This is a genomic window from Shewanella putrefaciens (assembly GCF_016406325.1).
Lineage (GTDB): Bacteria > Pseudomonadota > Gammaproteobacteria > Enterobacterales > Shewanellaceae > Shewanella > Shewanella putrefaciens.
The window spans coordinates 2,774,547-2,799,705 of record NZ_CP066370.1; the positions used below are offsets into that span (position 1 = coordinate 2,774,547).

Genomic DNA, 25,159 nt, shown 5'->3' on the forward strand with positions numbered 1-25,159 from the left:
GATATTTATACACATCGCAGGTTAGATTTTGATCACATTTCCATCTACTAATGGGTTCTTGCTCAAACATCTGGTAGCATGCTTGCCACTTTTAATAATAAAAAGATGGTATGGGCAATTATGGTGATCGAAAACCCAATTTTAATCACATTTGTAGGTTATTTAGTATTAATGATGGCCATCGGTTTTTGGGCTTACCGCGCCACGGATACTGTTGATGACTATATTTTAGGTGGACGTAAGATGGGGCCCGCTGTTACGGCACTTAGCGTTGGGGCGTCAGATATGTCAGGCTGGTTATTACTCGGCTTACCCGGCGCTGTATACTTAAGTGGTTTAAGTGCTGCATGGATTGGGATCGGTCTTATTTTTGGCGCGTGGCTTAACTGGTTATTTGTGGCAAAACGTCTGCGAATTTACACTCAATTGGCCGATAATGCCCTCACCCTTCCGGATTTTTTTGAAAAACGCTTCCACGATAATCAAGGCTACCTCAAGCTCGTTTCAGCCGTCACTATCTTAGTCTTTTTTACGTTCTATGCCTCTTCAGGTATGGTGGGGGGTGCCATTTTATTTGAAAAGGTCTTTGGTTTAGATTACACCGCAGCCTTAGTGATTGGCTCAGCTATTATTGTTGGCTACACTTTTATTGGCGGGTTCTTTGCGGTCAGTTGGACTGATTTTTTTCAAGGTTGTCTGATGCTTATCGCATTATTGATTATCCCTTTTGCGATTTTTTCCCACCCAGAAACCCATGCGGGAATTGACGCTATTGACCCTGCCATGCTGGCACTCGTCAATGATAAAACGACCACCATAGGTATGATATCGCTCCTTGCTTGGGGACTGGGTTATTTTGGTCAACCACATATTCTGTCACGCTTTATGGCGATTGGCAGTGCTAATGCACTACCACTATCTCGCCGTATTGCTATGAGCTGGATGATACTTTCACTTATTGGTGCTCTAGCAACAGGCTTGGCGGGTTCGGTATATTTTGCAACAACGCCCTTAGCGAACGCCGAAACGGTTTTTATTCATTTAGCTCAAGCGGCCTTTAATCCATGGATTGGTGGTCTATTAATCGCCGCTATTTTATCGGCCATTATGAGCACTATTGATTCGCAACTTTTAGTTTGCTCAAGCGTTATTACTGAGGATTTTTATCGCAAATGGCTAAGACCGACTGCTGATGATAGAGAGTTAATGATGGTAGGTCGTTTAGGCGTACTCGCTATCGCTGTGATTGCGGGCATTATTGCATTAAACCCTGAGAGCAGCGTACTCAGTCTAGTGAGTTATGCTTGGGCGGGCTTTGGGGCCGCCTTTGGTCCCGTTGTCTTGTTATCCCTATTTTGGAAGCAATATAGCCGCAATGGTGCTATTGCCACTATTATTGTTGGCGCCTTAACTGTGGTGATCTGGAAACAATTAACGGGGGGAATTTTTGATGTATATGAAATTCTACCCGGCTTTATTTTGGCGATAATGACAGGGGTTGTTGTCAGTAAATTGTCTGCACCTAATGCCAAAATCATGGCTGAGTTTGAGCAATTTAAGTCCACACTGTAAACCTCTGGTTTGATAAAAAGCGTACACTTGTACGCTTTTTACATTTTGTATCTTTTTTATCAGCAAACCCTTACTTACAAACTATTAACCTACATTTAAACCCTATGGTTTTCTCAAACTCCTTCATATCAAGCGTCTGGCCAGACCATTTAATCACACCTAACAAAAAACACAGTCACAACACCATTTAATTAACTGAAAATTAACAAAAACTTAAATCTGGTCGGACTTGTTGAGGTTACATTCGATCCCTAAGATGCCGAAGACTTTAAAAGGATTTGACTATTGTTCTGGGGACGAAAGACGAACAAAAATCCAATAATGATAAAAATTGAGAGAATAATAATGAAAACATTCAACAAGACACTCATTGCCGTTTCGGTCGCATTAGCAAGCACGCAGACCTTGGCAGCGGGTTTCCAGCTCAATAGCCAATCCGCAACCGGCATTGGACGGGCATTTTCTGGTGATGCTGTGATTGCCGATAACGCTTCTGTTCTGTCACGCAACCCTGCTGCTATGGCATTATTTGATAAAGATGCACTCTCTGTTGGTTTAACCTATGTTGATATTACCGTTGATGTAAAAGATGTTAACTTTGCGGGCGGTGCAATCGATCTTGGCAGCATCGATGATGCGGGCAGCACAAAACTTATCCCTAACCTTTTCTATATCCACCCTATTAACGATAAATTCGCAGTAGGTTTTGCCGTATTCTCAAATTTCGGTACAGGCACAGATGCCAGTTCTCTGTCTAAAAATGAGCCTTTAGCGCCCTTTGACCTTTTAGGTAAAACAGAAGTCACCACAGTTAACTTTAATACCAGTGTTTCATACCGCATAAACGATATGTTCAGTATCGGTGCAGGTCTTGATGGTGTTTATGGTGAAGGCCGCCTCACTCGCGATGCCGGAACCACGCCTATCGTTGACGTCGATGCCGATGGCTGGGCATTAGGTGGGATTGTAGGGGCAACCATTGAGCTTAATAAAGAAAACCGTTTTGGTTTAAGTTACCGCTTTAGCCCAACGGTCAATGTTAAAGGTGATGTTAATACCATTTCTACTAAGGATTTATCCGCACTAGGACTTGGGGCACAAACCAAACTTGCCACCAGCTTTGATAGCCTTGATGTGCCATTAGCGGATATCTTCCAATTTGCAGGTTTCCATCAACTAACACCTAAATTTGCGTTGCACTACACAGCCCAATTCACTAAATGGGGTGACTTTCACCAAATTACAGCGAAAGATGGTGTAGCGACCATTCTCCCTGGTCAAGCCGGTGCAGGTATGTCAATCAATGCTGGTGATATCGCTCTCAAAGAGTATCAATGGAAGGACTCATGGTTAATGAGTCTGGGTGGTACATACACTATCAATGACCAATTTACAGTTCGCGCGGGTTACATGCACGATCAAGGCGTAGTGGATGAAATTAGCTCTATCTCTATTCCAGACTCAGATCGCAATTGGTTTACTGCAGGTATGAGCTACCATGTAAACTCGCAAAATACGGTTGATTTTGGTATCGCCTATGTTAAAGGTGAAGAAGTTCACTTAATTGAAAATAGCGCTATTACAGGTCCCGTCAATGCAATTACGGAATCAAGCGGTATGTACTACTCAGTACAGTACAGTTATCAGTTCTAATTGAGCATGAATCTACTTTAAAGCCGCATTTTTTGCGGCTTTTTTGTATCTTGTCCATTTATTGCCTACAGTTAATCCACATACACCTTAATGCAGCTACGGCTATGGCTAAAGTCATTGGACTCGGTGGGATTTTCTTTAAAAGTGTAGACCCTATTGCCTTGGCAACTTGGTATAAAAACCACCTTCAAGTCCCCATTGAAAACTGGGGCGGTGCCGCGTTCTACCATAATAATAAACCCACGCCTGGCTATCATGTTTGGACCCCATTAGCTCAAACTACTCACTATTTCTCGCCCTCGGATAAAAACTTTATGTTCAACTTTATCGTTGACGATCTGGCACAAGCACTCGTGCAGGTGATTGAAGGGGGTGGTCAGCAAGTCGGTATCATCGAAGACTCTGAATTTGGTCGTTTCGGTTGGTTTATCGACCCCGATGGTAACAAAGTTGAACTATGGCAGCCCAGTGCCATACCTTTCAAAAACTAAGCTATTGCTAGACCTCATTAAAGCGGCGAACATTCGGAATAAACCCAGTGCACCGCCCCTGTTTATTGGGTATCGTAGCTTGAGTTATCTAACGAAGAGATTGCCCCATGGAAAAAACAAACACACTCCCCGCCCTATTATTGGGTGGTTTCTTATGTGCAGGACTCATTTATGTGGGTCACAGTGCAAGCTCCGCATTGCTTGAAATGAAAGCCATGGAACGGACTGTCACGGTAAAAGGGCTGGCTGAAAAAGAAGTCAAAGCCAATGTGGCTATTTGGCCTATCAATTTCACTGAGGTCGATAATAACCTGCCAAAACTCTATGAAACTGTACAACAAAAAACCGACCGCGTGGTTAGCTTTTTAAAAGAGCAAGGCTTTAGCGACACAGAAATCACAATCTCACTGCCGTCCATTGAAGATCGTCAAGCTCAAGGTTATGTCGATCCCAACGTCAGATACCGTTACTCGGCAAAAGTGAATTTATCCATTTACACCCCGCAAATCGATTTAATGTTAAATACCCGCAAACAAATGATTAATCTGGCGAAAGAAGGTATTGCTATTGCAAGCCAAGACTATGAGAACCGAACTGAATTCCTCTTTACTGAACTCAATACAGTCAAGCCAACCATGGTACAAGAGGCTACTCAAAATGCCCGCGAAGTGGCTGAAAAATTTGCTAAAGATTCGGATTCTCGCCTCGGGAAAATTAAAAGCGCGAGTCAAGGCCAGTTTACGATTTCAGACCGCGACAGCAGCACGCCTTACATTAAACAAATTAGGATTGTTTCAACATTGACCTATTATTTGAATGACTAAATTTCAGGCTTAATCATAACTCATTGAAACATAGGAATAAGACGTTTGTTCGTCTTATTCCTAAATTAGGGAAACCCATAACATTAAATTTTTCTAATAAATATTGATTGCCTATTGAAAACAACTCCATTAGAATTTTCTCATTAACCGTGTATGAGGTGATACTAGTGATGATGCCTACTTCCCGCGCTTTACTCTTAGTTGTCGCTTTATCAAGCGCACAAATCCAAGCGAATACTATCGAAACCCTTGAAGTATTGAGTAAACCTTATGCCAATTGGGTGACTTTAGATGCCACCATTGAGGCAGTCAAAGCGGCAACCGTCTCAGCACAAACCTCTGGCCGCATCATTAAGCTCAATTATGATGTCAACGATATCGTCCCCGAGGGGGCTGCACTACTCGAAATGACCAGTAAAGAACAAGGGGCAGAATTAGCCAGCTTTGAAGCTGAACTTGCCAAAGCCAACGCCTTAAATAACGAGGCCCAAGCCCAATATACTCGCTACAAAGAGCTCTTTCCAAAAGGCGCTATCTCTAAAGGTGCGATGGATGAAGCCACTGCCAACGCTAAAGCCACTGAGCAAGCAGTTAGGGCAGCACAAGCTAGAGTCGTTAAAGCGACTGAATCATTAAAATATACCGTAGTATCAGCACCTTTTAGCGGCATAGTGACAGAACGTTTAGTGCAACTCGGTGAATCAATCAGCCCAGGACAACCGCTACTTTCAGGTTTTTCACAACATCAAATGCGGGCAATAACCCATGTACCACAGCGTTACATCAATCAGCTAAAAGATGCACCGCAATTTCGAGTGCACTTAAGCGATGGACGCGAATTTACCTCAACGGATCTCACTATCTTTAGCTTTGCCGATCCCGTAAGTCACAGTTATCAAGTGCGAATTAATTTGCCTAAAGATGAAGCTAATCTCCAGCCAGGTGTGTGGGCAAAAGCAACATTTAAAAATGGTGAGCGGGAAAAAATCCAATTGCCCATATCAGCATTACTGACAATGAATGAACTCAGCAGCGTCTATCTCAAACAAGGTAACGAATTTGTACTCACCCAAGTGCGTGTCACCGAACCTGTAGATGGTGAGGTCGAAGTACTGGCGGGATTAAGATCGGGTGACAAGGTCGCTGTAGATGCTTATCAAGTGCTGCTAAACAAGTCATCTCGCCCTGAGTGACTTATTGTTTTATTGAGGTTGTTTTATGAAACAGGAACCGACTTTGCACACCACACTTGGCATTTCCGGCAAAATTGCTGCAGCATTCCAAAATAGTGCGATCACCCCATTATTAGCACTACTTGGGCTGCTATTGGGATTGTTCGCTATTCTGGTGACACCAAAGGAAGAAGAACCGCAAATTGATGTCACTTTTGCCGATGTTTTTATTCCCTTTCCCGGGGCGACGCCAACTGAGGTTGAAAACTTAGTCACTCTCCCTGCCGAGCAAGTGATTTCCGAAATAAAGGGAATAGATACCCTTTATTCTTTTTCCCAACCCGACGGCGCGTTGATCATTGTGATCTTTAAAGTTGGCGTCGCACGTAACGATGCCATTGTTAGCCTGTATAACCAAATTTATTCCAATATGGATAAATTGCCCCAAGGTGCAGGTGTGGGAGAACCGCTGATCAAACCACGAGGCATAGATGATGTCCCAATTGTTAGCCTAACCCTCTGGTCGAAGGATAAAAACACATCCGCTGAAGAACTGACTCATGTGGCATTAGGATTAGAAACTGAGATTAAACGTATTCCTGGCACTCGCGAAATCTATACTGTTGGTCAACATAATATTGTGGCCAATGTGCGGATCGATCCAGCCAAAATGAATAGCTATAACCTCACTTACGACACACTCAGGCAAAGTCTTAACGATAATAACCATATTTCGATGCCAGTCTCGATGGTGCAAGGTAATCAAGAAATTAAAGTTCAAGCGGGTCAATTTTTACAATCGATCGATGATATTAAGCAGTTAGTGGTCAGTGTCTATAAAGATAAAAATGGCAAAAGTATCCCCATTTATTTAGCGGACATTGCCGATATTACGTTAAAGAGTGATATCCCCACACAGAACGTCTGGCATGGAAATAAAACCGATATTTACCCCGCGGTGACAATCGCTATTGGCAAACAACCGGGACAGAATGCCGTTGATATTGCCGATGCGATATTGGATCGTATCGCCAAGGTCAACAATGTGCTGATACCCGCGAATGTGGACGTTACCGTTTCTCGAAACTATGGCGAAACCGCCGCAGATAAATCTAACACACTTATTTTAAAGCTCATTTTTGCAACAAGTGCGGTGGTGATGCTGGTCTTCTTAACGATGGGCGCCCGTGAGTCCTTAGTGGTAGGCGTGGCCATTATTATCACACTCGCGATCACCCTTTTCGCATCTTGGGCATGTGGATTTACCTTAAATCGAGTGTCATTATTCGCCTTAATTTTCTCTATTGGGATTTTGGTCGATGATGCCATCGTCGTGGTAGAAAACATTCACAGGCATATGGCGCTCGGCAAAAAATCCTTTAGTGAGCTTATTCCGATTGCCGTAGATGAGGTCGGCGGCCCAACCATTCTGGCCACTTTTACCGTAATAGCCGCATTATTACCGATGGCATTTGTCTCGGGTCTTATGGGCCCTTATATGAGTCCGATACCGATTAATGCCAGTATGGGGATGCTTATCTCCCTCGTGGTGGCCTTTATTGTCACGCCTTGGCTGAGTCGTAAACTGCTTAAAAGCCATGCGAATCATCCGGCCCAGAATGGTGAAGAAGCTGACAACAAAATGGTGCGTTTTTTTACTCATCTTATCAGCCCGTTTTTACTCGGTAAAAATGCACGTAAAGCAAGGATAGGCTTAGCCGCAGGCGTCTTTGTGCTGATTGGTATTGCCGTCGCGCTGCCCATTGCTCAACTTGTTGTCCTTAAAATGCTGCCCTTTGACAACAAATCTGAATTCCAAGTGATGGTGGATATGCCTGAAGGTACGCCAGTAGAGCAAACCCAAAGGGTGCTGCAAGATTTGAGTCGCTACCTTACCACTGTGCCTGAAGTTGAACATGTACAATTATATGCTGGCACTAACGCACCGATGAATTTCAATGGCTTAGTGCGCCACTACTTCCTGCGTAACAGCCAAGAACTTGGCGATATCCAAGTCAATCTCGTGGATAAAAAACATCGCAAACGTGATAGTCACAGCATTGCGACATCGGTGAGGGATGAGTTGCAACAAATAGGCAAACCCTATCAAGCCAATATTAAAGTGGTAGAAGTGCCGCCAGGGCCACCCGTTTGGTCTCCCATAGTGGCAGAAGTGTATGGTCCGAGTGCCGCTATCCGTGAACAGGCAGCCTATGACTTACAAGCACTCTTTCATGAAACCAAAGATGTTGTAGACATTGATATCTTTTTGCCTGCTGCCCAGCAAAAATGGCAAGTGATGATCGATCGCAGTAAAGCCAGTCTGATGGCGGTTCCCTATAGCAATATCGTCGATCTTATTGCCACCTCAGTTGGTGGTAAAGACGTGAGTTACTTACATCAAGCCCGACAAAAACAACCTGTTCCAATTCGCTTGCAACTCAAAGAAGGTGCAAAAGTCGATTTAGAGCAAGTGCTGAATATGAAACTACAGAGCCAAACGGGGCAATCTGTCCCGGTCTCAGAACTTGTCACCATTAAACGTGGCAAGATTGATGCGCCTATTATCCACAAAAATATGATCCCTATGGTCATGGTGATTGCAGATATGTCAGGGCCACTAGATAGCCCACTTTACGGTATGTTTGATATGGCGGGTAATATTGATAGCGTAGATGGTTTAGGGTTTGCTCAACATTATATCCATCAACCTACGGGGCTAGACTCAATCGCCGTGCTTTGGGACGGCGAATGGAAAATCACATACGAAACCTTTAGAGATATGGGTATTGCCTATGCCGTTGGCATGATAGCCATTTATTTACTCGTTGTGGCCCAGTTTAAATCCTATCTTGTGCCACTCGTTATTATGGCCCCTATCCCACTGACCATCATTGGGGTAATGCCAGGACATGCCTTACTCGGAGCACAATTTACGGCAACATCCATGATAGGCATGATAGCGCTGGCGGGGATCATTGTGCGTAACTCAATACTATTGGTCGATTTTATCAATCAAGAGACAGCGTCTGGCGTGCCCTTTGAGCAAGCGGTTATCCACTCTGGTGCTGTACGAGCAAAACCCATAATGCTGACGGCATTAGCAGCCATGATAGGTGCACTGTTTATTCTTGACGATCCTATATTCAACGGACTAGCGATAAGCCTCATCTTTGGTATTTTTATTTCTACCCTATTGACGCTTATTGTGATCCCAGTGCTGTACTACGCAGCAATGAAAAATCGAATAAAAAAAATTGAAACAATAGCTTAATCACAATACTGGCAGTATAACCCTGCCTCAAGGAGTAAAATATGTCTTTAGAACGCAGCATAATGGCTTTTGCCGGATTGATGGTATTACTGTCATTAGTGTTAACCGCCTATGTGCACCACAACTTCCTCTGGTTAACCGCCTTTGTTGGCGCTAATCTATTTCAAAGTGCTTTCACCGGTTTTTGCCCTGCCGCCATAGTGTTACGTAAATTAGGGGTAAAATCAGAGGCTGAAATCGCTAAACAATCTTAATCAAGATATGATCTTTCTAGGAGGAGTCGACGTGATCCACAAACTGATGCATCGCGGTCAGGGTCTGCTGTACATGGCATTATTTAGCCTATTTTTAGTACCATTAATGACAAAGGCCACAGAGCTAGCTCCCACTTTGGCATGGGAGAAAATAGTGGCCGGCGCCATGGTGCTCGATGTGAGAACGCCTGAAGAATTTGCAGAGGGGCATCTCGCCAATGCCGTTAATATTCCTTTTGAGCAAGTAACACAAGAATTTATGAATCGAGGCATACCTAAAGATACGCCTGTTGTACTGTATTGCCGCAGTGGTCGGCGAAGTGGTATCGCCGTAGCCGATTTAGTTGCAGCAGGATACACCCAAGCCTTTGATGCTGGTGCCTATCAGAGTTTAATCGAAGCCCGAAGATAGTGGAGAATACTTTTACTGCTTAAAAGCGCCTTATGATGGCGCTTTTTTATCGCGCTGATTTTCCTTACCGTGCAAAATCAGTGACTCCTTTGTCGTGGGCCAATAAATTGGCATATGCCACACCATTGACTACAAATTGCAGCAAGAAAGCATAATCAATCACTTACTCCCCGCCCTCATTTTTAATATAACAAAAAAGTATAAAAAATAATTTTAAATGGAAAATTAATATATAACTAAATATCAGTGAATTACGATATAGCAGTTACACATCAAAGGCTGAAATAACGCGTAAATTCGCATTCACTTATTCATGTAATCCACATAAAAAAACATCTAAAGCCACCTAAAAATCGTTACAACATGTTACATATTGAATTTTTATTCACAAATAACGACTGTTAAACACGCCTATTGCCCCCTCACTACTAAATATAACAATCAATTTACAAATCTTTTTATCAAAGATAAATTCACTAACCGAGTAGCATCTGTGTCGTAGTTATTCTTTAAAAACACAAAATAATAATGATTAACACTAAATTAACCATGGACGAAAATATGACTAGAAATAAAGGCACAAAAATAGCTTTAGGCCTATCAAGCTTAACCATTGCTATTTCAGTAGGGATAAATGCTGCGCCACTACCACTTGATTTAGCCGCCGGAATGCAAGCACAAACCTCTCCACTACCTAAACGGTATATTGTCAAATTCAAAAATGCTGACACAGCAGCGGCCATGTCTGCCAATAATTTACAATCAACCGAGGGTGTCCAAGTTGATGCTCTGCCTACCACAATGGACTATCAGCCAATGGTCGCTGAGATCAGTGCTCAACACAGTGCGCTGAATAAAGTCCAAGCGAAAGAAATGAAGCGTATTGGACGCACGAATAGCTATTCGGTCAAACTCGATGCCAAAGGGATTAGCGCATTAAAATCCAGACCCGATGTGGAATATGTTGAGGAGGATTTACCGCGTCATTTTCTGAGCGAAACCACGCCTTGGGGACAAACCTATGTGGGTGCTACCCAGTTGAGTGATAGCCAAGCGGGTAATCGTACCATTTGTATTATCGATTCAGGCTACGATCGCGGGCATAGCGATCTCAATGGTAACAATGTCACAGGTACCAATAACTCAGGCACAGGTAACTGGTTTGAACCGGGTAATAACAACGCCCATGGCACCCACGTTGCAGGTACCATTGCCGCAATCGCCAACAACGATGGCGTTGTCGGTGTAATGCCAAATCAAAATGCCAATATTCATATCGTTAAAGTATTTAACGAATCAGGCTGGGGTTACTCCTCATCCCTAGTTTCAGCAATAGATACCTGTGTTACAAACGGAGCCAATGTTGTGACTATGAGCTTAGGTGGCTCAGGTTCGAGTACAACTGAACGTAATGCGATGGCAGCCCATTATAATAATGGCGTGCTACTTATTGCCGCGGCAGGAAATGCGGGAAATAGCACCCACAGCTACCCCGCTTCCTATGATAGTGTGATGTCAGTGGCTTCAGTCGACAGCAATAAAAACCACTCGGCCTTTTCCCAGTACACAAATCAAGTTGAAATCGCAGGTCCCGGTGAAGCGGTGCTCTCTACCGTTACCCGTGGTGAAGGACGGCTAGCCGATATCACAATTGGCAGCCAATCGTATTTTGATGCAGGTGTTGTACCCCATAATCGATATGTTTCATCAGGTAGCAACTACGTACCCGCACCGTTTAATGGCACGGCGACAGCGGCACTAGCAGAATGTACCGTTAGCGGCACAAGTTTTAACTGCGGCAACATGACCAATAAAATCTGTTTAGTTGAACGCGTCGGCAATCAGGGCACTAGCTATCCAGAAATTAATGCCGTAAAAGCCTGTAAAAATGCAGGTGCCAGTGCGGTCATTGTTTTCAGTAACACTAGCTTACCAGGCCTGCAAAACCCCTTCTTAGTGGATGCCAACAACGAAGCTAATTTAGTGTCCGTTTCGGTGGATCGTGCCACTGGCTTAGCACTACGTAATCAAATTGGTGCAACCGTCACCGTCAGTAACCAAGGCAACAAAGATTATGAGTACTACAACGGCACTTCAATGGCGACACCCCATGTTTCTGGCGTAGCCACATTAGTATGGAGTTATCACCCAGAATGTAGTGCAGCGCAAGTGCGTAACGCATTGAAAATGACCGCAGAAGATCTTGGGACTGCGGGCCGTGATAACTATTACGGCTATGGTCTAGTCAATGCCGTTGCCGCAAAAGCTTATTTGGATGCCTCTTGTAATGGTCCTACCGATCCTGTTGATCCAACCGAACCGGGCGATAGTGTACTTGTGAACGGTGTGGCTAAAACAGGCTTAAGCGGCAGTGCGAGTGAGGAGTTACACTTCTCCTTTAACGTACCACAAGGAGCAACAAACCTAGGCTTTGTGATGAATGGTGGAACAGGCGATGCTGACTTATATGTTCAATACGGCGCAGCACCAACTACCTCCAACTACGATTGCCGCCCCTATAAAAGTGGCAATAGTGAATCTTGCTCAATTACCAATATACAATCAGGTACTTACTACGCTATGGTGAAGGGATATTCTGCCTTCAGCGATGTGTCGTTAACAGCAAGCTATACAGCATCTAATGATGGCGGCGCGCCAACAAGCTATAGCAATACTGATAACTACAACATCCCTGATAATAAAGCCGCAGGGATCACTAGCCCAATCACAGTGACTCGTACGGGTGACTCAGGCACTGTGACTGTGGTAGTGAACATTGTTCACACTTACATTGGTGACTTGAAAGTGCAGCTTATCAGCCCTTCAGGTAAAACGGTTACACTGCACAACAATACAGGTGCAGGCACAGACAATATCAACAAAAGCTATACAGCGGATATGGCAGGGGCAGACTCAAGCGGCATATGGAAGTTAAAAGCCGTAGACAGTTCCCGAGGTGACGTTGGTTATATCGATAGCTGGGAGCTCAGTTTTAACTAACCACATATCGGTATCAATGATAAGAGCCTGCAATTGCAGGCTCTTTTTTAGCAGCGTTACTGATGATCTTTTAAGATTTCAGGTTCAATGAGGACACTGTTTTCACTATCGGATAACCAAATCTGCCCTTCACTGATAGAAACTTGTAAGGCTATATTACGCCCAACTAAGGCTTCCATCGCAGTCACTGAGTCTTCAGCAATATTCCATACTTTCAAGTTTTGATAGCGTTCTAATGCTTGCTGATTTTGTTTCCACCAAATGGGCACGCTGCGACCACCGTAGGTAAAGAGCTGCACCGCTTTGGCACGACCACTGGCCTTTCTCAGCCACTTTTCATCTGCCTGACCAAATTCAACCCACAAATTGATCTCACCAGACAAGCTTTTATCCCATAGCTCTGGCTCATCATCAACACAAAGCCCTTTGCTAAAACTTAAGGTGTCACTGGCATTTATGATAAAAGCCAGTAAACGTACCATCATACGCCCGTCAGTTTCAGAAGGATGCTGTGCGAGAGTCAGTTGGTGATCTTGATAATAATTCCGATCCATATCGGCAATTTGTAAGTTGACCTTAAATACGGTCGATTTGAGGGCCATAGTCTATCCCGATTAAAGAGTGAAATTCAAAATCATATGAAAGGAGCCGAGTCTACCTGAGACTAAGGCATTGCTCAAACGAATACCTATCCGATTAAATCGCTCCAGGGCGTAAATGCTTCGCCATTGGGAAATGGGCTTTAAGCTGATTGATTTTCTGTATATCGGCCACCAACAACATCCTTGTGCCCTGCTCATAGGCTTTACTCAATTCGCTCAGTGCTGGTAACTCGCCCCGACTTGCATCTCGACGTACTAATTCAGCAAGTGCCTCACTTAACGCCCCTTGGGAGTATATCCAATCCAGTCGCTGCAATAATGGCATCGCTGCAATCGGTAATAAGTCGACTTGTACTACATCTTCTATTAGCAAGATTTCACCGCGACTGAGCAAGTGATTAAAGGCATTATGGTAGCGTTCAAGCGTCCAACTATCGAAACGATCACCATTAGTCTCGAAAAAACGCTCCCAAAATAAACGTCGTTCAGCTGTCGACTTAAGCCTATCCTGCACTTCAATACGTCTATCGGCGACAAAATCAAAGAGGGGTTTAAGGGATTGTGGAAGGCTTGCTTCTAAGCGCGAGCGAACGGTACGAGCAAAAACAGGCGCAGCCCCCGCCGTACTGATGGCCACTACTAAACGACCACGATCAACAATTGATGGTGTGATAAAACGGCAAAACGCAGGATTATCGACTGCATTAACCCAGATCCCCCGCGCTGTGGCTAGGGTCGCAAGTTCAGCATTAAGACTGTCATTGGCGGTCGCTAAATAGACTAAATCATAATTTTGAATATCAGCGTGAACCACTTCACGCACAGAGAGAAGAATACGGCCTGTCTCAGCGTAACGCTGAACCTCAGTGTTCACTTGTGGCGCAATCACATGAATGTTGGCTTCAGTTCGGGTTAAAAGCGCTAATTTACGACTTGCGACCTCACCCGCCCCTACTAACAGCACATTTAAGTTAATAGTATCGATAAATAACGGAAAATATTGCATTACATTCAACCCTAAGCCTAAATTCTAATCGAGGTATCATGCCTCATAGTACGCATCTTGTGTATATGGGCTGCCATTGGGTAATGATACCCAATCAGATGATAACACTGGGTTTTAGCATAGGATATGAAGAAGAAAATATTCGATCACTGACTAATTGTGGCTTTCACTGCGTTCAGAGCTGCATTGCCAACATAATTCAAAATTACCATCGTTTAACTCATGGCATTGCACACACTGCCATTGCGGGCTCACCACATCCAGTGCCGTTAATTGTGCCTTTGCCAGCATATATTGGGACTCACCAACCCACAACTCCACATTATGCATATCCGCTGGCAACTCACCGATACCGCCTAATAACGCTTCACCACGTAACTCAACATGGATACCACAAGCTTCTAAAAGTCCTTTCCACGTGTGGGCCTGTAACAGATTTCCACCAGCAACTAAACACTTACGTTCTTCCATGCGACATCCTACTGCTACCACTATCAAGAATACGGGGTGCCGACATCCTACTGCTAAATAGCCGAGCCTGTCGAGTGCTGTTTTTTACATCAGTTGTTAATGGAATTAACATTTGCTTTTTACAGCATTACTGACTATAACGCTGTGAGATAGCTAGCAGAATATTTGCACTCACCGAAAATAAGATAAAAAAAACCACCTCAGAAAGGTGGTTTTTACGCCTAACATCGCCGTTAAGGCATCATAGACGGTTGATCGGCGCCTTCTTTCTCGATCTCAACGGGCATCATATGCTCGCGGCTAATCCCCAATTTAATGGCCAAGAAACTCGCCACATAAATAGAAGAATAGGTACCTACAAAAATACCCATTAGCAATGCAGTCGCAAACCCATGGATCATAGTGCCACCTTTAAGAAACAGTGCCACGACAACCACTAAGGTCGTCCCCGTGGTAATAATCGTTCGACTCATGGTTTGAGTGATAGAGATGTTAACGATATCTTCTGGTTCACTCTTACGCAACTTGAGGAAGTTTTCACGGATCCGGTCAAATACCACGATAGTATCGTTAAGCGAGTAACCTACCACTGTCAATAAACCTGCCAATACGGTCAAATCGAATTCCAATTGGAATAACGAAAATACCCCTAAGGTTACGATAACGTCGTGGGCGAGTGCCGCAACAGAACCAAATGCTAAGCGCCATTCGAAGCGGAAAGACACGTAGATCATAATACAGATCAGCGCTACTAATACTGCCAATCCGCCTTGCTCAGCCAGTTCTTTACCCACTTGTGGGCCAACAAACTCAACACGCTTTTGCTGAACTTGAGGATCAACTTTCTGTGCGGCGTCCATAACAGATTTAACCTGCACGTCGCTCTTAACGCCTTCTTTTACAGATAAGCGTACTAATACATCGCGGCTTGATCCGAAATTTTGTACTATCGCGCCTTCGGTATCAGGTGTCGTCAGTTGCACACGCAGCGTATTCAAGTCAACAGGCTGAGTAAACTCCATTTCAACAACAGTACCGCCAGTGAAATCAAGACCCCAGTTAATACCGTTGATCGCAAGCGACACTAATGAGCCAAGCACAAGAACCGCGGATAAGATACTAATCGGCAGCGCATGGCGGAGAAAGTTTACTGTACGTTTTAAGGATAAAATTTCTAGCATTATGACTTTTCCTTAGATAGACAGTGTCTTCACGCGCTTACCACCCCAAATCGCATTAACGATGGAGCGAGTACCCACGATAGAGGTAAACATGGAAGTCGCAATACCTATCATCAAGGTCACCGCGAAGCCTTTAACAGCACCAGTCCCCACAGCAAATAAAATTAATGCGGTAAGGAAAGTCGTGATGTTCGCATCGGCAATGGTTGAAAACGCATTACCATAACCTTCATGGATGGCCTGCTGTACACTACGTCCTGCACGAAGTTCTTCACGAATACGCTCATAAATGAGTACGTTACCATCAACAGCCATCCCCACTGTCAACACCATCCCCGCAATACCGGGAAGGGTCAATACTGCGCCTGGGATCATCGACATCACGCCTACAACCATGACTAAGTTTGCAGTTAACGCGAGGTTAGCGATAAGCCCAAAACCGCGGTAGTACACCAGCATGAAGATTAAGACGACGGCCATACCCCACACCATGGCTTGAACACCATTCTCAATATTTTCAGCGCCTAAACTTGGACCAATGGTACGTTCTTCAACAATGGATACAGGTGCAATCAAAGCTCCAGCGCGTAACAGCAAAGCAAGGTTTTGTGCTTCACCGTGGCTTAAACCTGTGATCACAAAGTTACGACCTAAACGGGCTTGAATGGTTGCCACAGAAATCACTTCTTGGATTTTCTGCATTTTCACGCTGCCATCGGCGTTACGTTCACCACTGTCTTTATATTCAATGAATAAGGTCGCCATAGGTTTACCTATGTTGTCCTTCGTCACATTAGAGAAAATGGTACCGCCTTTAGCGTCAAGATTAATGCTCACCTGTGGGCGACTGTATTGATCAAAGCTAGGTTGGGCGCCGGTGATATGATCTCCCGTTAGCATCACTTCTTTTTTCAATACGACTTGGCCGCCTTCACGACGTTGATACACTTCAGAGCCTGCAGAGATACGTCCTGATTGCGCGGCATTAGGATCGGCTTTGTCATCCACCATATGGAATTCAATCGATGCGGTTGCCCCTAAAATTTCTTTAGCGCGAGCCGTATCTTGTACACCGGGCAGTTCAACGATAATACGCTCTGCACCTTGGCGCTGTACTACAGGTTCAGCAACACCTAACTCATTAACACGGTTACGAATAGTGGTAATGTTTTGTTGCAGTGCTTCTTCTTTAACCTGCTTAAGATAAGCTTCACTCATCACCGCTTGCAGGGCAAAATCTTCACCCTTGCTCACATCGGTGAAGACCATATCGTTACTGCGAGATTTAAGGAAACGTTCTGCACTGGCTAAACTTTCAGCATCACGGAATTTAATCTCAATCCCAGAGGCATTAACACGAATGCCCGCATAACGGATTGTTTCTTCACGTAATTGAGCACGAAAGTCAGCAACCTTGGCCTCTTCCATCTTGCGGATCGCTTCGCCCATGTCCACTTCCATTAAGAAGTGCACACCGCCGCGAAGATCGAGACCGAGTTTCATTGGGCTGCCGCCCATAGACTCGAGCCATTGCGGTGTTGCTGGAGCTAAGTTAAGTGCAACACTAAACTTATCACCTAAATCTTCTGCGATCGTTTCTTTTGCTAATAATTGTTGATCCGCGTTCTGCACACGAACCAACAACTGGCCTTTTTCAAGCTCAGAGCGCTTTACCGCAATGCCCTTACCGGCTAACAGCTCGTTCACTCTGGCTTGGGTAGATGCAGTTACTTCTGCACCACGAGTCGCCACCACTTGCACCGCGTGATCTTCACCAAAAAGGTTCGGTACGGCATAGAAACAACCTATGGCGATGATAAGCATCACCATAATGTTTTTCCACATTGGGTATTTATTTAACACGCCTGAGCCCTCTTGGCTTACAACGACTGGATAGAGCCCTTAGGCAATACAGCTGCAATATAGTCTTTCTTGATCGTGATTTGCGTCGTGTCATTAAGGCTCAGTAGCACGTAATCGCTGTCATCGCTGATTTTTGCAATCTTACCTAAAATCCCACCACTGGTTAACACTTCATCGCCTTTGCCTAATGAAGACATCAGATTTTTGTGCTCTTTAACGCGTTTTGATTGCGGACGGAAAATCATGAAATAGAAAATCAGGCCGAAAATCGCCAGCATGAAAATCAGTTCCATCGTGCCGCCACCTTGTGGTGCGCCGGCAGCGCTTGCATATGCATTTGAAATAAACATAATTTTTCTCTTCTTATTAGCAAAAAATCAATCGACTAACTCTGGTACTTCGCGACCCTGACTGGTATAGAAGTCCGCCACAAAGGCGTCTAATGTACCCGTCTCAATCGCACCGCGCAAACCTTCCATTAACATTTGATAGTATCTCAAGTTGTGAATGGTGTTTAAACGCGCACCCAGAATCTCATTACAACGATCTAAGTGGTAAAGGTACGCCCGTGAATAATTTTTACAGGTATAACAATCACACTTAGTATCAAGTGGTGACGTGTCATCTCGATGCCGCGCATTGCGTATTTTGATCACACCTTCACTCGTAAACAGATGACCGTTGCGGGCATTACGGGTTGGCATCACACAGTCAAACATGTCAACACCACGACGTACACCTTCAACTAAATCTTCTGGTTTACCGACCCCCATCAGATAGCGAGGCTTGTCTGCAGGAATTTGCGGGCAAATATGCTCAAGAATGCGATGCATATCTGCTTTAGGTTCACCTACAGCCAAACCACCGACGGCATAACCGTCAAAACCAATCTCGACTAAGCCTTTTAAGCTTTCGTCGCGTAAATCTTCATACACGCCGCCCTGAATAATACCAAACAGTGAGTTTGGATTTTTCAAGCGATCAAACTCGTCGCGTGAACGTTTTGCCCAACGCAGTGACATCTGCATTGACTTGCGCGCTTCATCTTCGGTGGCGGGATACGGCGTACATTCGTCGAAAATCATCACCACATCACTGCCCAATGCATCTTGAATTTGCATGGATTTTTCAGGATCTAAGAAGATTTTCTCACCGTTGATGGGCGAGCGGAAGTGCACACCTTCTTCGGTAATTTTACGGATATCGCCAAGGCTAAAGACTTGGAAACCGCCCGAGTCCGTTAAAATAGGCCGCTGCCAGTTCATAAAATCATGCAAGTCACCGTGCTTACGCATGATTTCTTCGCCTGGGCGCAACCATAAATGGAAAGTGTTACCGAGCAGAATATCTGCGCCTGTGGCACGCACTTCTTCAGGTGTCATACCTTTCACTGTGCCGTAGGTTCCTACCGGCATAAAAGCGGGGGTTTCTACTGTGCCACGGTCAAAAATCAACCGACCACGGCGCGCACGCCCGTCGGTAGTGTCTAATTCAAATTTCATAATTCACCTCGCCAGATAAACAGTCTGACTACATTTGTAATGGCAAATGCCATTTTGATTAACAATAGAGATAGGGACGGATCTAAAAGGTTCAACCCTATAGATAAAAATTGCCGCTCAAACTCATTTGGGCGGCTATTTTAAAACAAAATCGTCGTTTAGTGGGCTTTTTTCGTCACAAACATGGCATCGCCATAGCTAAAGAAGCGATATTTTTGCGTGATAGCATGTTGATACGCCGCCATCACATGATCAAAACCCGCAAAAGCACTGACTAACATAATCAAAGTTGATTCCGGCAGATGGAAATTTGTCACCATGGCATCAACCACTTGGAATTGATAACCAGGGTAAATAAAGATATCGGTATCGCCACTAAAGGCTTTGAGTTCGCCAAGGCTTGCGCGCGCCGCACTCTCGAGTGAACGCACAGAAGTCGTACCGACTGCAACCACACGTTTACCCGCCGCTTTAGTTTGCGCGATTAAATCGATTACATCCTGCGGCACATTCGCCCACTCGGAATGCATTTTGTGCTCAACAATGGTATCGACACGTACAGGCTGAAATGTTCCCGCGCCCACATGCAAAGTCACAAAGGCAATATTGACGCCCTTGGCTTTTAATGCATCGAGCATGGCATCGTCAAAATGTAAACCCGCCGTTGGCGCTGCTACTGCACCGGGGTTTTGGTTATAGACCGTTTGATAGCGCTCTTTGTCGGCATCTTCATCGGGTCTATCAATATAGGGAGGCAAAGGCATGTGCCCTACTGCTTCAAGCACCTCTAGAATGGTCAGCTCGGATAACAGCTCAAGTTCAAACAAAGTATCGTGACGGGCGACCATCTTCATTTGATAGCCACCATCGAGATGGATTAACGAATCGACTTTCGGGGATTTAGAGCTGCGAACATGGGCAAGGATCCGCTTATCATCGAGCATACGCTCAACTAAAATTTCTAACTTGCCGCCACTGGCCTTTTGGCCAAACATACGCGCGGGGATCACACGGGTATTGTTGAACACCATTAAATCGCCTGGATTTATCATTTCCAGCAGATCAGTAAACTGTTTGTCGCCTAACGCACCAGAGTTGCCGTCTAACGTTAACAGACGGGATGCATTACGCTGCGCCATAGGATAACGAGCGATCAGCTCATCGGGGAGATCGAAAGAAAAGTCTGCAACGCGCATATTGGCCTCAGGGTAACTTAGAACGGCGGCTAGTCTATGGTTAGCGCCCCATAAGATCAAGATGACTTATTACCCGCGTCCACTTCTTGTTGTGATCCATCTAGATTTACAGCATCTTGTTGGGGCAAATTAGCATCGGTATCAAATTTTAGCCGCGTATAACTGAAATCATCCATGCTAAAACGGTGTTGTTCAAAAGGGATTTCTACCTGCACTTTTTTGCGCTTTGGCTGCTCGTGTCTACCAAGCATTTTGGAGAACCAATTCCACATCATCCATGATCCTAAAAAGTGAAAAAATACGATATTTTGGGCTTTCGTGCTTTCCTAAGCATACTCGTGCATGATACCGTGAACCGACGTGGTTAACCAAGCACAAAAAATGAACTTTCTTACACACTTACATCTCGCTGACATCAGTAAAACTCATCTTGCAGCCAACGTAGCAGGCAACTATATCCAAGCGCCAATTGCGCAAGCCCCCGTTGAATTTCGCCAAGCTTTATGGCTAAACCAAGAAATTAATACGCTATGCGCCAGCCATGAATTGACGATTGAGTTAATGGAAGCCTTCCCTGCGCCCTTAAGAAGCATAGCAGCAGAACTGATGGCGGTGAGCTTTGATTACTATTTAGCTTACTACTGGGAAGAATATCACCACCAGCCATTGAATGAATTTAGTCACAAAGCCTATGACGCTTTAGAGAATTTTGCAGCCCAAGGGATAGATCAATATCATCCAGAAGCTTTAATTAAGCTATTACCCACCATGCGCAGCCAAGATTGGCTCGGCAGTTACGCCACCGAAAATGGCTTACAACAAGCCTTAGCACAAGTGGCCAAACCGCATCCACAGGCAGCGCTGTTTAAAGATGCCCATAAAGTTGTGAATAAAATGCAAATTGAAATTGAAACCACATTCCGCACTTTTTATCCGCAATTAATGGCATATAGCCGGATTTGGAGTCGTAAGACCCCTGCGGAATATTTACCCTAGAGATGAGATTCATCCCGATAGCTTTAAGTGTTCAGTTCAGATCAAGAGTGACAACCGCCCCTAATTGATGTTGAGCGGCATCATTTTAATCTCTGTTTATATAATCCTTGGTATGGTTATCTGCTGTATTTCCCCGCCGAAAGCGGGTTGAAATTATGCTGTGTGCCGGCGTAAATTTTGCTAATATGGCCACGCAAAGATGAGGACAAGATGCAGATATTTGATTACCAGCCCCCAGCAATTCCTTGGCTAGACATCCGCTATAAAGATAGAGACTTGATTATTATCAATAAACCCTCTGGGTTATTGTCTAATCCAGGTATTGCTGCACACACCTATGATTGTGCATTAACCCGCTTACAACGCCTTTATCCAGAAACGATTTTAGTACATCGGCTTGACTGCGCGACCTCAGGTATTATGGTGTTTGCTCGGAATAAAAAAGCCGAATCGCATTTAAAAACTCAGTTTCAAGATAGGCAAAGCAAGAAAGTTTACATTGCCGAGGTCATGGGCTTGATTACCAATGAGCAAGGAATTATCAATCTATCGATAGCACCTAATTGTGAGCATCCTCCCTACCAAAAAGCACTCCAAGCGGGAGAGGCTGGAGGCAAAAGTGCCCTTACTCATTATCGCGTTTTAGAACGTAGGGAAAACAGCACCTTAGTTGAACTAATACCTGAGACAGGTCGAACCCACCAGCTCAGAGTACATATGCTCGCCTTAGGGCATCCTATTTTAGGTGATGAATTTTACGGTGATGCCGCCGTTATTAACGCTAAACCACGTTTATGCTTACATGCCCAAAGTCTTCGTTTTAGTCACCCTTATTCGGGGAAACCGATGAGCTTTCACAGCAAACATCCTTTTAATGAATAATCAATACAAAGGCCGCGATAAGGCGGCCTTTTATAAACAGAATAAACAACATTAAGATTAAGCGACTCGCTGACTAAAATCGATATCAACCATTAATTTGTCAACCTGGAAATAGCAGCCCTGCTCATTACAAAATTGCAGTTGCTGTGTTGGAGTAACAATAAAATACTCACCAAAAAAATTCCCCCCCACATCTTCAACCTTATGGCCAGCAGAGGTCTCAGTCATCAGCACTTCGTCTAAACTATGGCAGCCATCGCTAAACCAAGTTTCTAAAAAATATTTATCGTCTTCTTTATAAAGAGTGATTTTGTCACCTAATAAAGGACGTTCATCTAACCAACGACCAATAATTTCACGATTTTGCATATCTGTCTCCCGCCAGTGAAGGCGACGGCGTTTTTCAATCCCAGACATCCTGATATCCTTATGCAATACCCAATCACTTAAAGTGAAAGTCAGTTGTGGTAATACATTAAGCATAGAACCCATTTAACTCTTTACTCCCCACCGAAGCAAATTACGTCAAATCGACCGTGAAATGTAACTTTTTGGTTAATTTAAATTTGCTAAATATTTAAAATATAAAAGATAAATATCTTTGATTAATTAATCGGCAGTGTAGCTTAATCTAAAAATAAAAACGCGATCTTTATCACTATTTACTTATCGCTAAAGTAAAGGCGGCTAAAAGACTTATCAAATAAGCTGTATGAGCTTGTTACATCTTTTATTGCCAATTCAGATAGGGATTCTGATATAACAAAGAAGATTTCAATATCCCTACAGACAAAATAATAAAGCAGGAAGCATTATGCATAACATTCATCGTCGTCATTTTCTTAAAGCTGCGGGGGCAGTTACAGCAGGACTTATCACCGCCAATATCACGGCCAGTACGCATGCCAACAGTGTTACTCCTAAACCACAAACTGGAAAATCCGTTATCGGGCTTATTGCGCCCAAGATGGACGTGGTTAGAGTCGGATTTATTGGCGTCGGCGAGCGGGGCTTTAGCCATGTCGAGCAATTTTGCCATTTAGAAGGCGTTGAACTCAAAGCGATTTGCGATACTCACCAAGCTGTTATTGATAGAGCAGTAGCTCATATTGCTAAACAAAATCGACCTCAGCCCACTGTTTATACGGGTGATGACCTGAGCTATCGCGATCTATTAAGTCGCGATGATATTGATATTGTTATTATCTCAACCCCATGGGAATGGCATGCACCAATGGCGATAGAGACCATGGAAAGCGGTAAACACGCCTTTGTTGAAGTGCCGCTGGCGCTCACCGTTGAAGAATGCTGGCAAATTGTCGATACCGCAGAGCGCACTCAGAAAAACTGCATGATGATGGAGAACGTCAATTACGGCCGCGAAGAACTTATGGTGCTCAACATGGTGCGCCAAGGTGTATTTGGTGAGTTGCTCCACGGTGAAGCCGCTTATATTCATGAGCTACGCTGGCAGATGAAGGAAATCGACCATAAGACAGGCTCATGGCGCACTTACTGGCATACCAAACGTAACGGCAATTTATACCCGACCCACGGTTTAGGGCCAGTGTCCCAGTATATGAATATCAACCGCGGTGACAGATTCGATTATTTAACCTCGATGAGTTCCCCTGCCCTTGGCCGTGCGCTCTATGCTAAACGAGAGTTTCCCGCCGATCATGAGCGTAATCAGCTCAAATATATCAATGGTGATATCAATACCAGCCTGATTAAAACCGTTAAGGGCCGGACTATCATGGTCCAACATGATACAACGACTCCAAGACCCTACAGTCGTCATAATTTGATCCAAGGAACGAATGGCGTGTTTGCCGGCTTTCCCAATCGAATCGCCATCGAAAATGGTGGCTTTGGTCAGAGTTATCACGAGTGGGATATGGACATGCAAAAGTGGTATGACAAATACGATCATCCCCTATGGCAACGTATAGGTAAAGAAGCAGAGATCAATGGTGGTCATGGTGGAATGGATTTTGTGATGTTATGGCGCATGATTTATTGCCTGCGCAATGGCGAAGCGTTAGATCAAGATGTGTACGATGCGGCATCTTGGTCTGTGGTCAATATTTTAAGTGAGCAATCGGTTAACAATCGCAGTAATTCAGTCACTTTCCCTGACTTTACCCGCGGCGCTTGGGAACATGCCAAACCCTTAGGGATTGTAGGCGCCTAAATCGCGCTAAGCTGAGAGTTTAAACGAAAGGGATAAGCTTTACTTATCCCTTTAGCTCAGTAACAGCCTATCGATTTAATTTTTAAAGTAAAATCACCACTTTGCTGCGCTCCAATTACCAGCCCTATACTGGTTAGTCGGCTAAGATCAATCGCTGCACGCACTATCGGTTTACCACGGCACTGAGGATAAAAATCGGTAAATGGAATTTCGATACGTTGCCAATGAATCGCACTCGCACCGCTCACCCCAAAGGTTTGATGCGTTGGCGCAGGCATCACAGCTTGATAGACAGTACTTTGCGGCGTTTCAACATCTTTTAGGTTCACTTTGTAATGCTTGCTTCTATCACCATCAAGCTCGAGATAAATTCCCGTAAACTCAACCACATTAATTTGTTCAAACTCACAACGCACAGAAGCAAATCCGCCACCATTAGCAAGCGATACATGACCACTAAAAATCCCATAACCTAAGGGGGAAATAGTGAGTTTACTGCGCGACAAACCACCCATCACAGTATCATTCACACTGTACCAAGACTTTGCAGCGTCTAAGGTTCTAAAATCAAAAAGGATCATAAATACTCCCATAAAAAAAGCAGCCACCTAAGT

Annotated in this window: 23 protein-coding genes; 12 read left to right on the plus strand and 11 right to left on the minus strand. The window is 44.4% G+C overall.

What is annotated here, in order from left to right:
* The first annotated feature begins 120 nt into the window (after window positions 1–120).
* The 9 genes from putP to JEZ96_RS12360 all read left to right on the plus strand — a co-directional run bounded on the left by putP (window position 121) and on the right by JEZ96_RS12360 (window position 12,652).
* The gene (gene putP, locus JEZ96_RS12320) at window positions 121–1,572 is read left to right on the plus strand and encodes a sodium/proline symporter PutP (protein ID WP_041412347.1); all 1,452 of its coding nucleotides are present in this window, start codon (window positions 121–123) and stop codon (window positions 1,570–1,572) included.
* Between the two features lie 345 nt (window positions 1,573–1,917).
* Window positions 1,918–3,225 (plus strand): OmpP1/FadL family transporter, encoded by a 1,308-nt coding sequence (locus JEZ96_RS12325; protein WP_025008718.1) that lies wholly within the window; start codon window positions 1,918–1,920, stop codon window positions 3,223–3,225.
* A gap of 104 nt (window positions 3,226–3,329) precedes the next feature.
* A complete protein-coding gene (locus JEZ96_RS12330) occupies window positions 3,330–3,716 on the plus strand; it encodes a VOC family protein (protein WP_011788876.1) in 387 nt (128 codons plus the stop codon).
* 107 nt (window positions 3,717–3,823) lie between these two features.
* Window positions 3,824–4,540, plus strand: coding sequence for an SIMPL domain-containing protein (locus tag JEZ96_RS12335; protein WP_011788875.1), 717 nt, complete (start codon window positions 3,824–3,826; stop codon window positions 4,538–4,540).
* Between the two features lie 170 nt (window positions 4,541–4,710).
* A complete protein-coding gene (locus tag JEZ96_RS12340) occupies window positions 4,711–5,733 on the plus strand; it encodes an efflux RND transporter periplasmic adaptor subunit (RefSeq protein ID WP_011788874.1) in 1,023 nt (340 codons plus the stop codon).
* A gap of 25 nt (window positions 5,734–5,758) precedes the next feature.
* Complete coding sequence (locus JEZ96_RS12345; RefSeq protein ID WP_061783312.1) at window positions 5,759–8,986, plus strand: efflux RND transporter permease subunit; 3,228 nt, start codon at window positions 5,759–5,761, stop codon at window positions 8,984–8,986.
* A 41-nt stretch (window positions 8,987–9,027) separates the two neighbouring features.
* Window positions 9,028–9,240, plus strand: a complete 213-nt coding sequence (locus JEZ96_RS12350) for a YgaP family membrane protein (protein ID WP_011788872.1) — start codon at window positions 9,028–9,030, stop codon at window positions 9,238–9,240.
* 31 nt (window positions 9,241–9,271) lie between these two features.
* Window positions 9,272–9,652 (plus strand): rhodanese-like domain-containing protein, encoded by a 381-nt coding sequence (locus JEZ96_RS12355; RefSeq protein ID WP_041408159.1) that lies wholly within the window; start codon window positions 9,272–9,274, stop codon window positions 9,650–9,652.
* A gap of 561 nt (window positions 9,653–10,213) precedes the next feature.
* Window positions 10,214–12,652 carry a S8 family serine peptidase gene (locus tag JEZ96_RS12360; protein WP_128090295.1) on the plus strand — a complete coding sequence of 813 codons (2,439 nt, stop codon included), beginning with the start codon at window positions 10,214–10,216 and terminating at the stop codon, window positions 12,650–12,652.
* A 56-nt stretch (window positions 12,653–12,708) separates the two neighbouring features.
* Here the strand turns inward: JEZ96_RS12360 and JEZ96_RS12365 are convergent, their stop codons facing one another.
* From JEZ96_RS12365 to JEZ96_RS12405, 9 genes are all read right to left on the minus strand, one after another.
* Complete coding sequence (locus tag JEZ96_RS12365) at window positions 12,709–13,254, minus strand: YaeQ family protein (RefSeq protein WP_011788869.1); 546 nt, start codon at window positions 13,252–13,254, stop codon at window positions 12,709–12,711.
* 94 nt (window positions 13,255–13,348) lie between these two features.
* Window positions 13,349–14,260 carry a precorrin-2 dehydrogenase/sirohydrochlorin ferrochelatase family protein gene (locus JEZ96_RS12370; RefSeq protein ID WP_011788868.1) on the minus strand — a complete coding sequence of 304 codons (912 nt, stop codon included), beginning with the start codon at window positions 14,258–14,260 and terminating at the stop codon, window positions 13,349–13,351.
* A gap of 153 nt (window positions 14,261–14,413) precedes the next feature.
* Entirely contained in the window at window positions 14,414–14,731 is a 318-nt protein-coding gene (locus tag JEZ96_RS12375; protein WP_011788867.1) for a putative signal transducing protein, read from the minus strand.
* 233 nt (window positions 14,732–14,964) lie between these two features.
* Complete coding sequence (secF, locus tag JEZ96_RS12380) at window positions 14,965–15,912, minus strand: protein translocase subunit SecF (RefSeq protein ID WP_011788866.1); 948 nt, start codon at window positions 15,910–15,912, stop codon at window positions 14,965–14,967.
* 12 nt (window positions 15,913–15,924) lie between these two features.
* The gene (gene secD / locus JEZ96_RS12385) at window positions 15,925–17,775 is read right to left on the minus strand and encodes a protein translocase subunit SecD (protein WP_011788865.1); all 1,851 of its coding nucleotides are present in this window, start codon (window positions 17,773–17,775) and stop codon (window positions 15,925–15,927) included.
* 17 nt (window positions 17,776–17,792) lie between these two features.
* Window positions 17,793–18,125: a preprotein translocase subunit YajC gene (gene yajC, locus JEZ96_RS12390; RefSeq protein WP_011788864.1), complete on the minus strand. Its 333-nt coding sequence runs from the start codon at window positions 18,123–18,125 to the stop codon at window positions 17,793–17,795.
* A 27-nt stretch (window positions 18,126–18,152) separates the two neighbouring features.
* A complete protein-coding gene (gene tgt, locus JEZ96_RS12395) occupies window positions 18,153–19,277 on the minus strand; it encodes a tRNA guanosine(34) transglycosylase Tgt (protein ID WP_011788863.1) in 1,125 nt (374 codons plus the stop codon).
* 158 nt (window positions 19,278–19,435) lie between these two features.
* Window positions 19,436–20,473 carry a tRNA preQ1(34) S-adenosylmethionine ribosyltransferase-isomerase QueA gene (gene queA / locus JEZ96_RS12400; protein WP_061783319.1) on the minus strand — a complete coding sequence of 346 codons (1,038 nt, stop codon included), beginning with the start codon at window positions 20,471–20,473 and terminating at the stop codon, window positions 19,436–19,438.
* 56 nt (window positions 20,474–20,529) lie between these two features.
* A complete protein-coding gene (locus JEZ96_RS12405; RefSeq protein ID WP_011788861.1) occupies window positions 20,530–20,748 on the minus strand; it encodes a hypothetical protein in 219 nt (72 codons plus the stop codon).
* A 106-nt stretch (window positions 20,749–20,854) separates the two neighbouring features.
* Here JEZ96_RS12405 and JEZ96_RS12410 point away from each other — a divergent pair, with 106 nt between their 5' ends.
* Both JEZ96_RS12410 and JEZ96_RS12415 read left to right on the plus strand, forming a co-directional pair.
* Window positions 20,855–21,469, plus strand: a complete 615-nt coding sequence (locus JEZ96_RS12410) for an acyl carrier protein phosphodiesterase (protein ID WP_025008717.1) — start codon at window positions 20,855–20,857, stop codon at window positions 21,467–21,469.
* Between the two features lie 210 nt (window positions 21,470–21,679).
* Window positions 21,680–22,351 carry an RluA family pseudouridine synthase gene (locus tag JEZ96_RS12415; RefSeq protein WP_025008716.1) on the plus strand — a complete coding sequence of 224 codons (672 nt, stop codon included), beginning with the start codon at window positions 21,680–21,682 and terminating at the stop codon, window positions 22,349–22,351.
* Between the two features lie 57 nt (window positions 22,352–22,408).
* Here JEZ96_RS12415 and JEZ96_RS12420 read toward each other — a convergent pair whose 3' ends face one another.
* Entirely contained in the window at window positions 22,409–22,843 is a 435-nt protein-coding gene (locus JEZ96_RS12420) for a hypothetical protein (RefSeq protein ID WP_061783309.1), read from the minus strand.
* A 322-nt stretch (window positions 22,844–23,165) separates the two neighbouring features.
* Between JEZ96_RS12420 and JEZ96_RS12425 the strand changes: the two genes are divergently transcribed.
* Window positions 23,166–24,545: a Gfo/Idh/MocA family oxidoreductase gene (locus JEZ96_RS12425; protein WP_128090294.1), complete on the plus strand. Its 1,380-nt coding sequence runs from the start codon at window positions 23,166–23,168 to the stop codon at window positions 24,543–24,545.
* Window positions 24,546–24,601: 56 nt separating this feature from the next.
* Here JEZ96_RS12425 and JEZ96_RS12430 read toward each other — a convergent pair whose 3' ends face one another.
* Window positions 24,602–25,126, minus strand: coding sequence for a CIA30 family protein (locus JEZ96_RS12430; protein WP_025008714.1), 525 nt, complete (start codon window positions 25,124–25,126; stop codon window positions 24,602–24,604).
* Window positions 25,127–25,159: the final 33 nt, after the last annotated feature.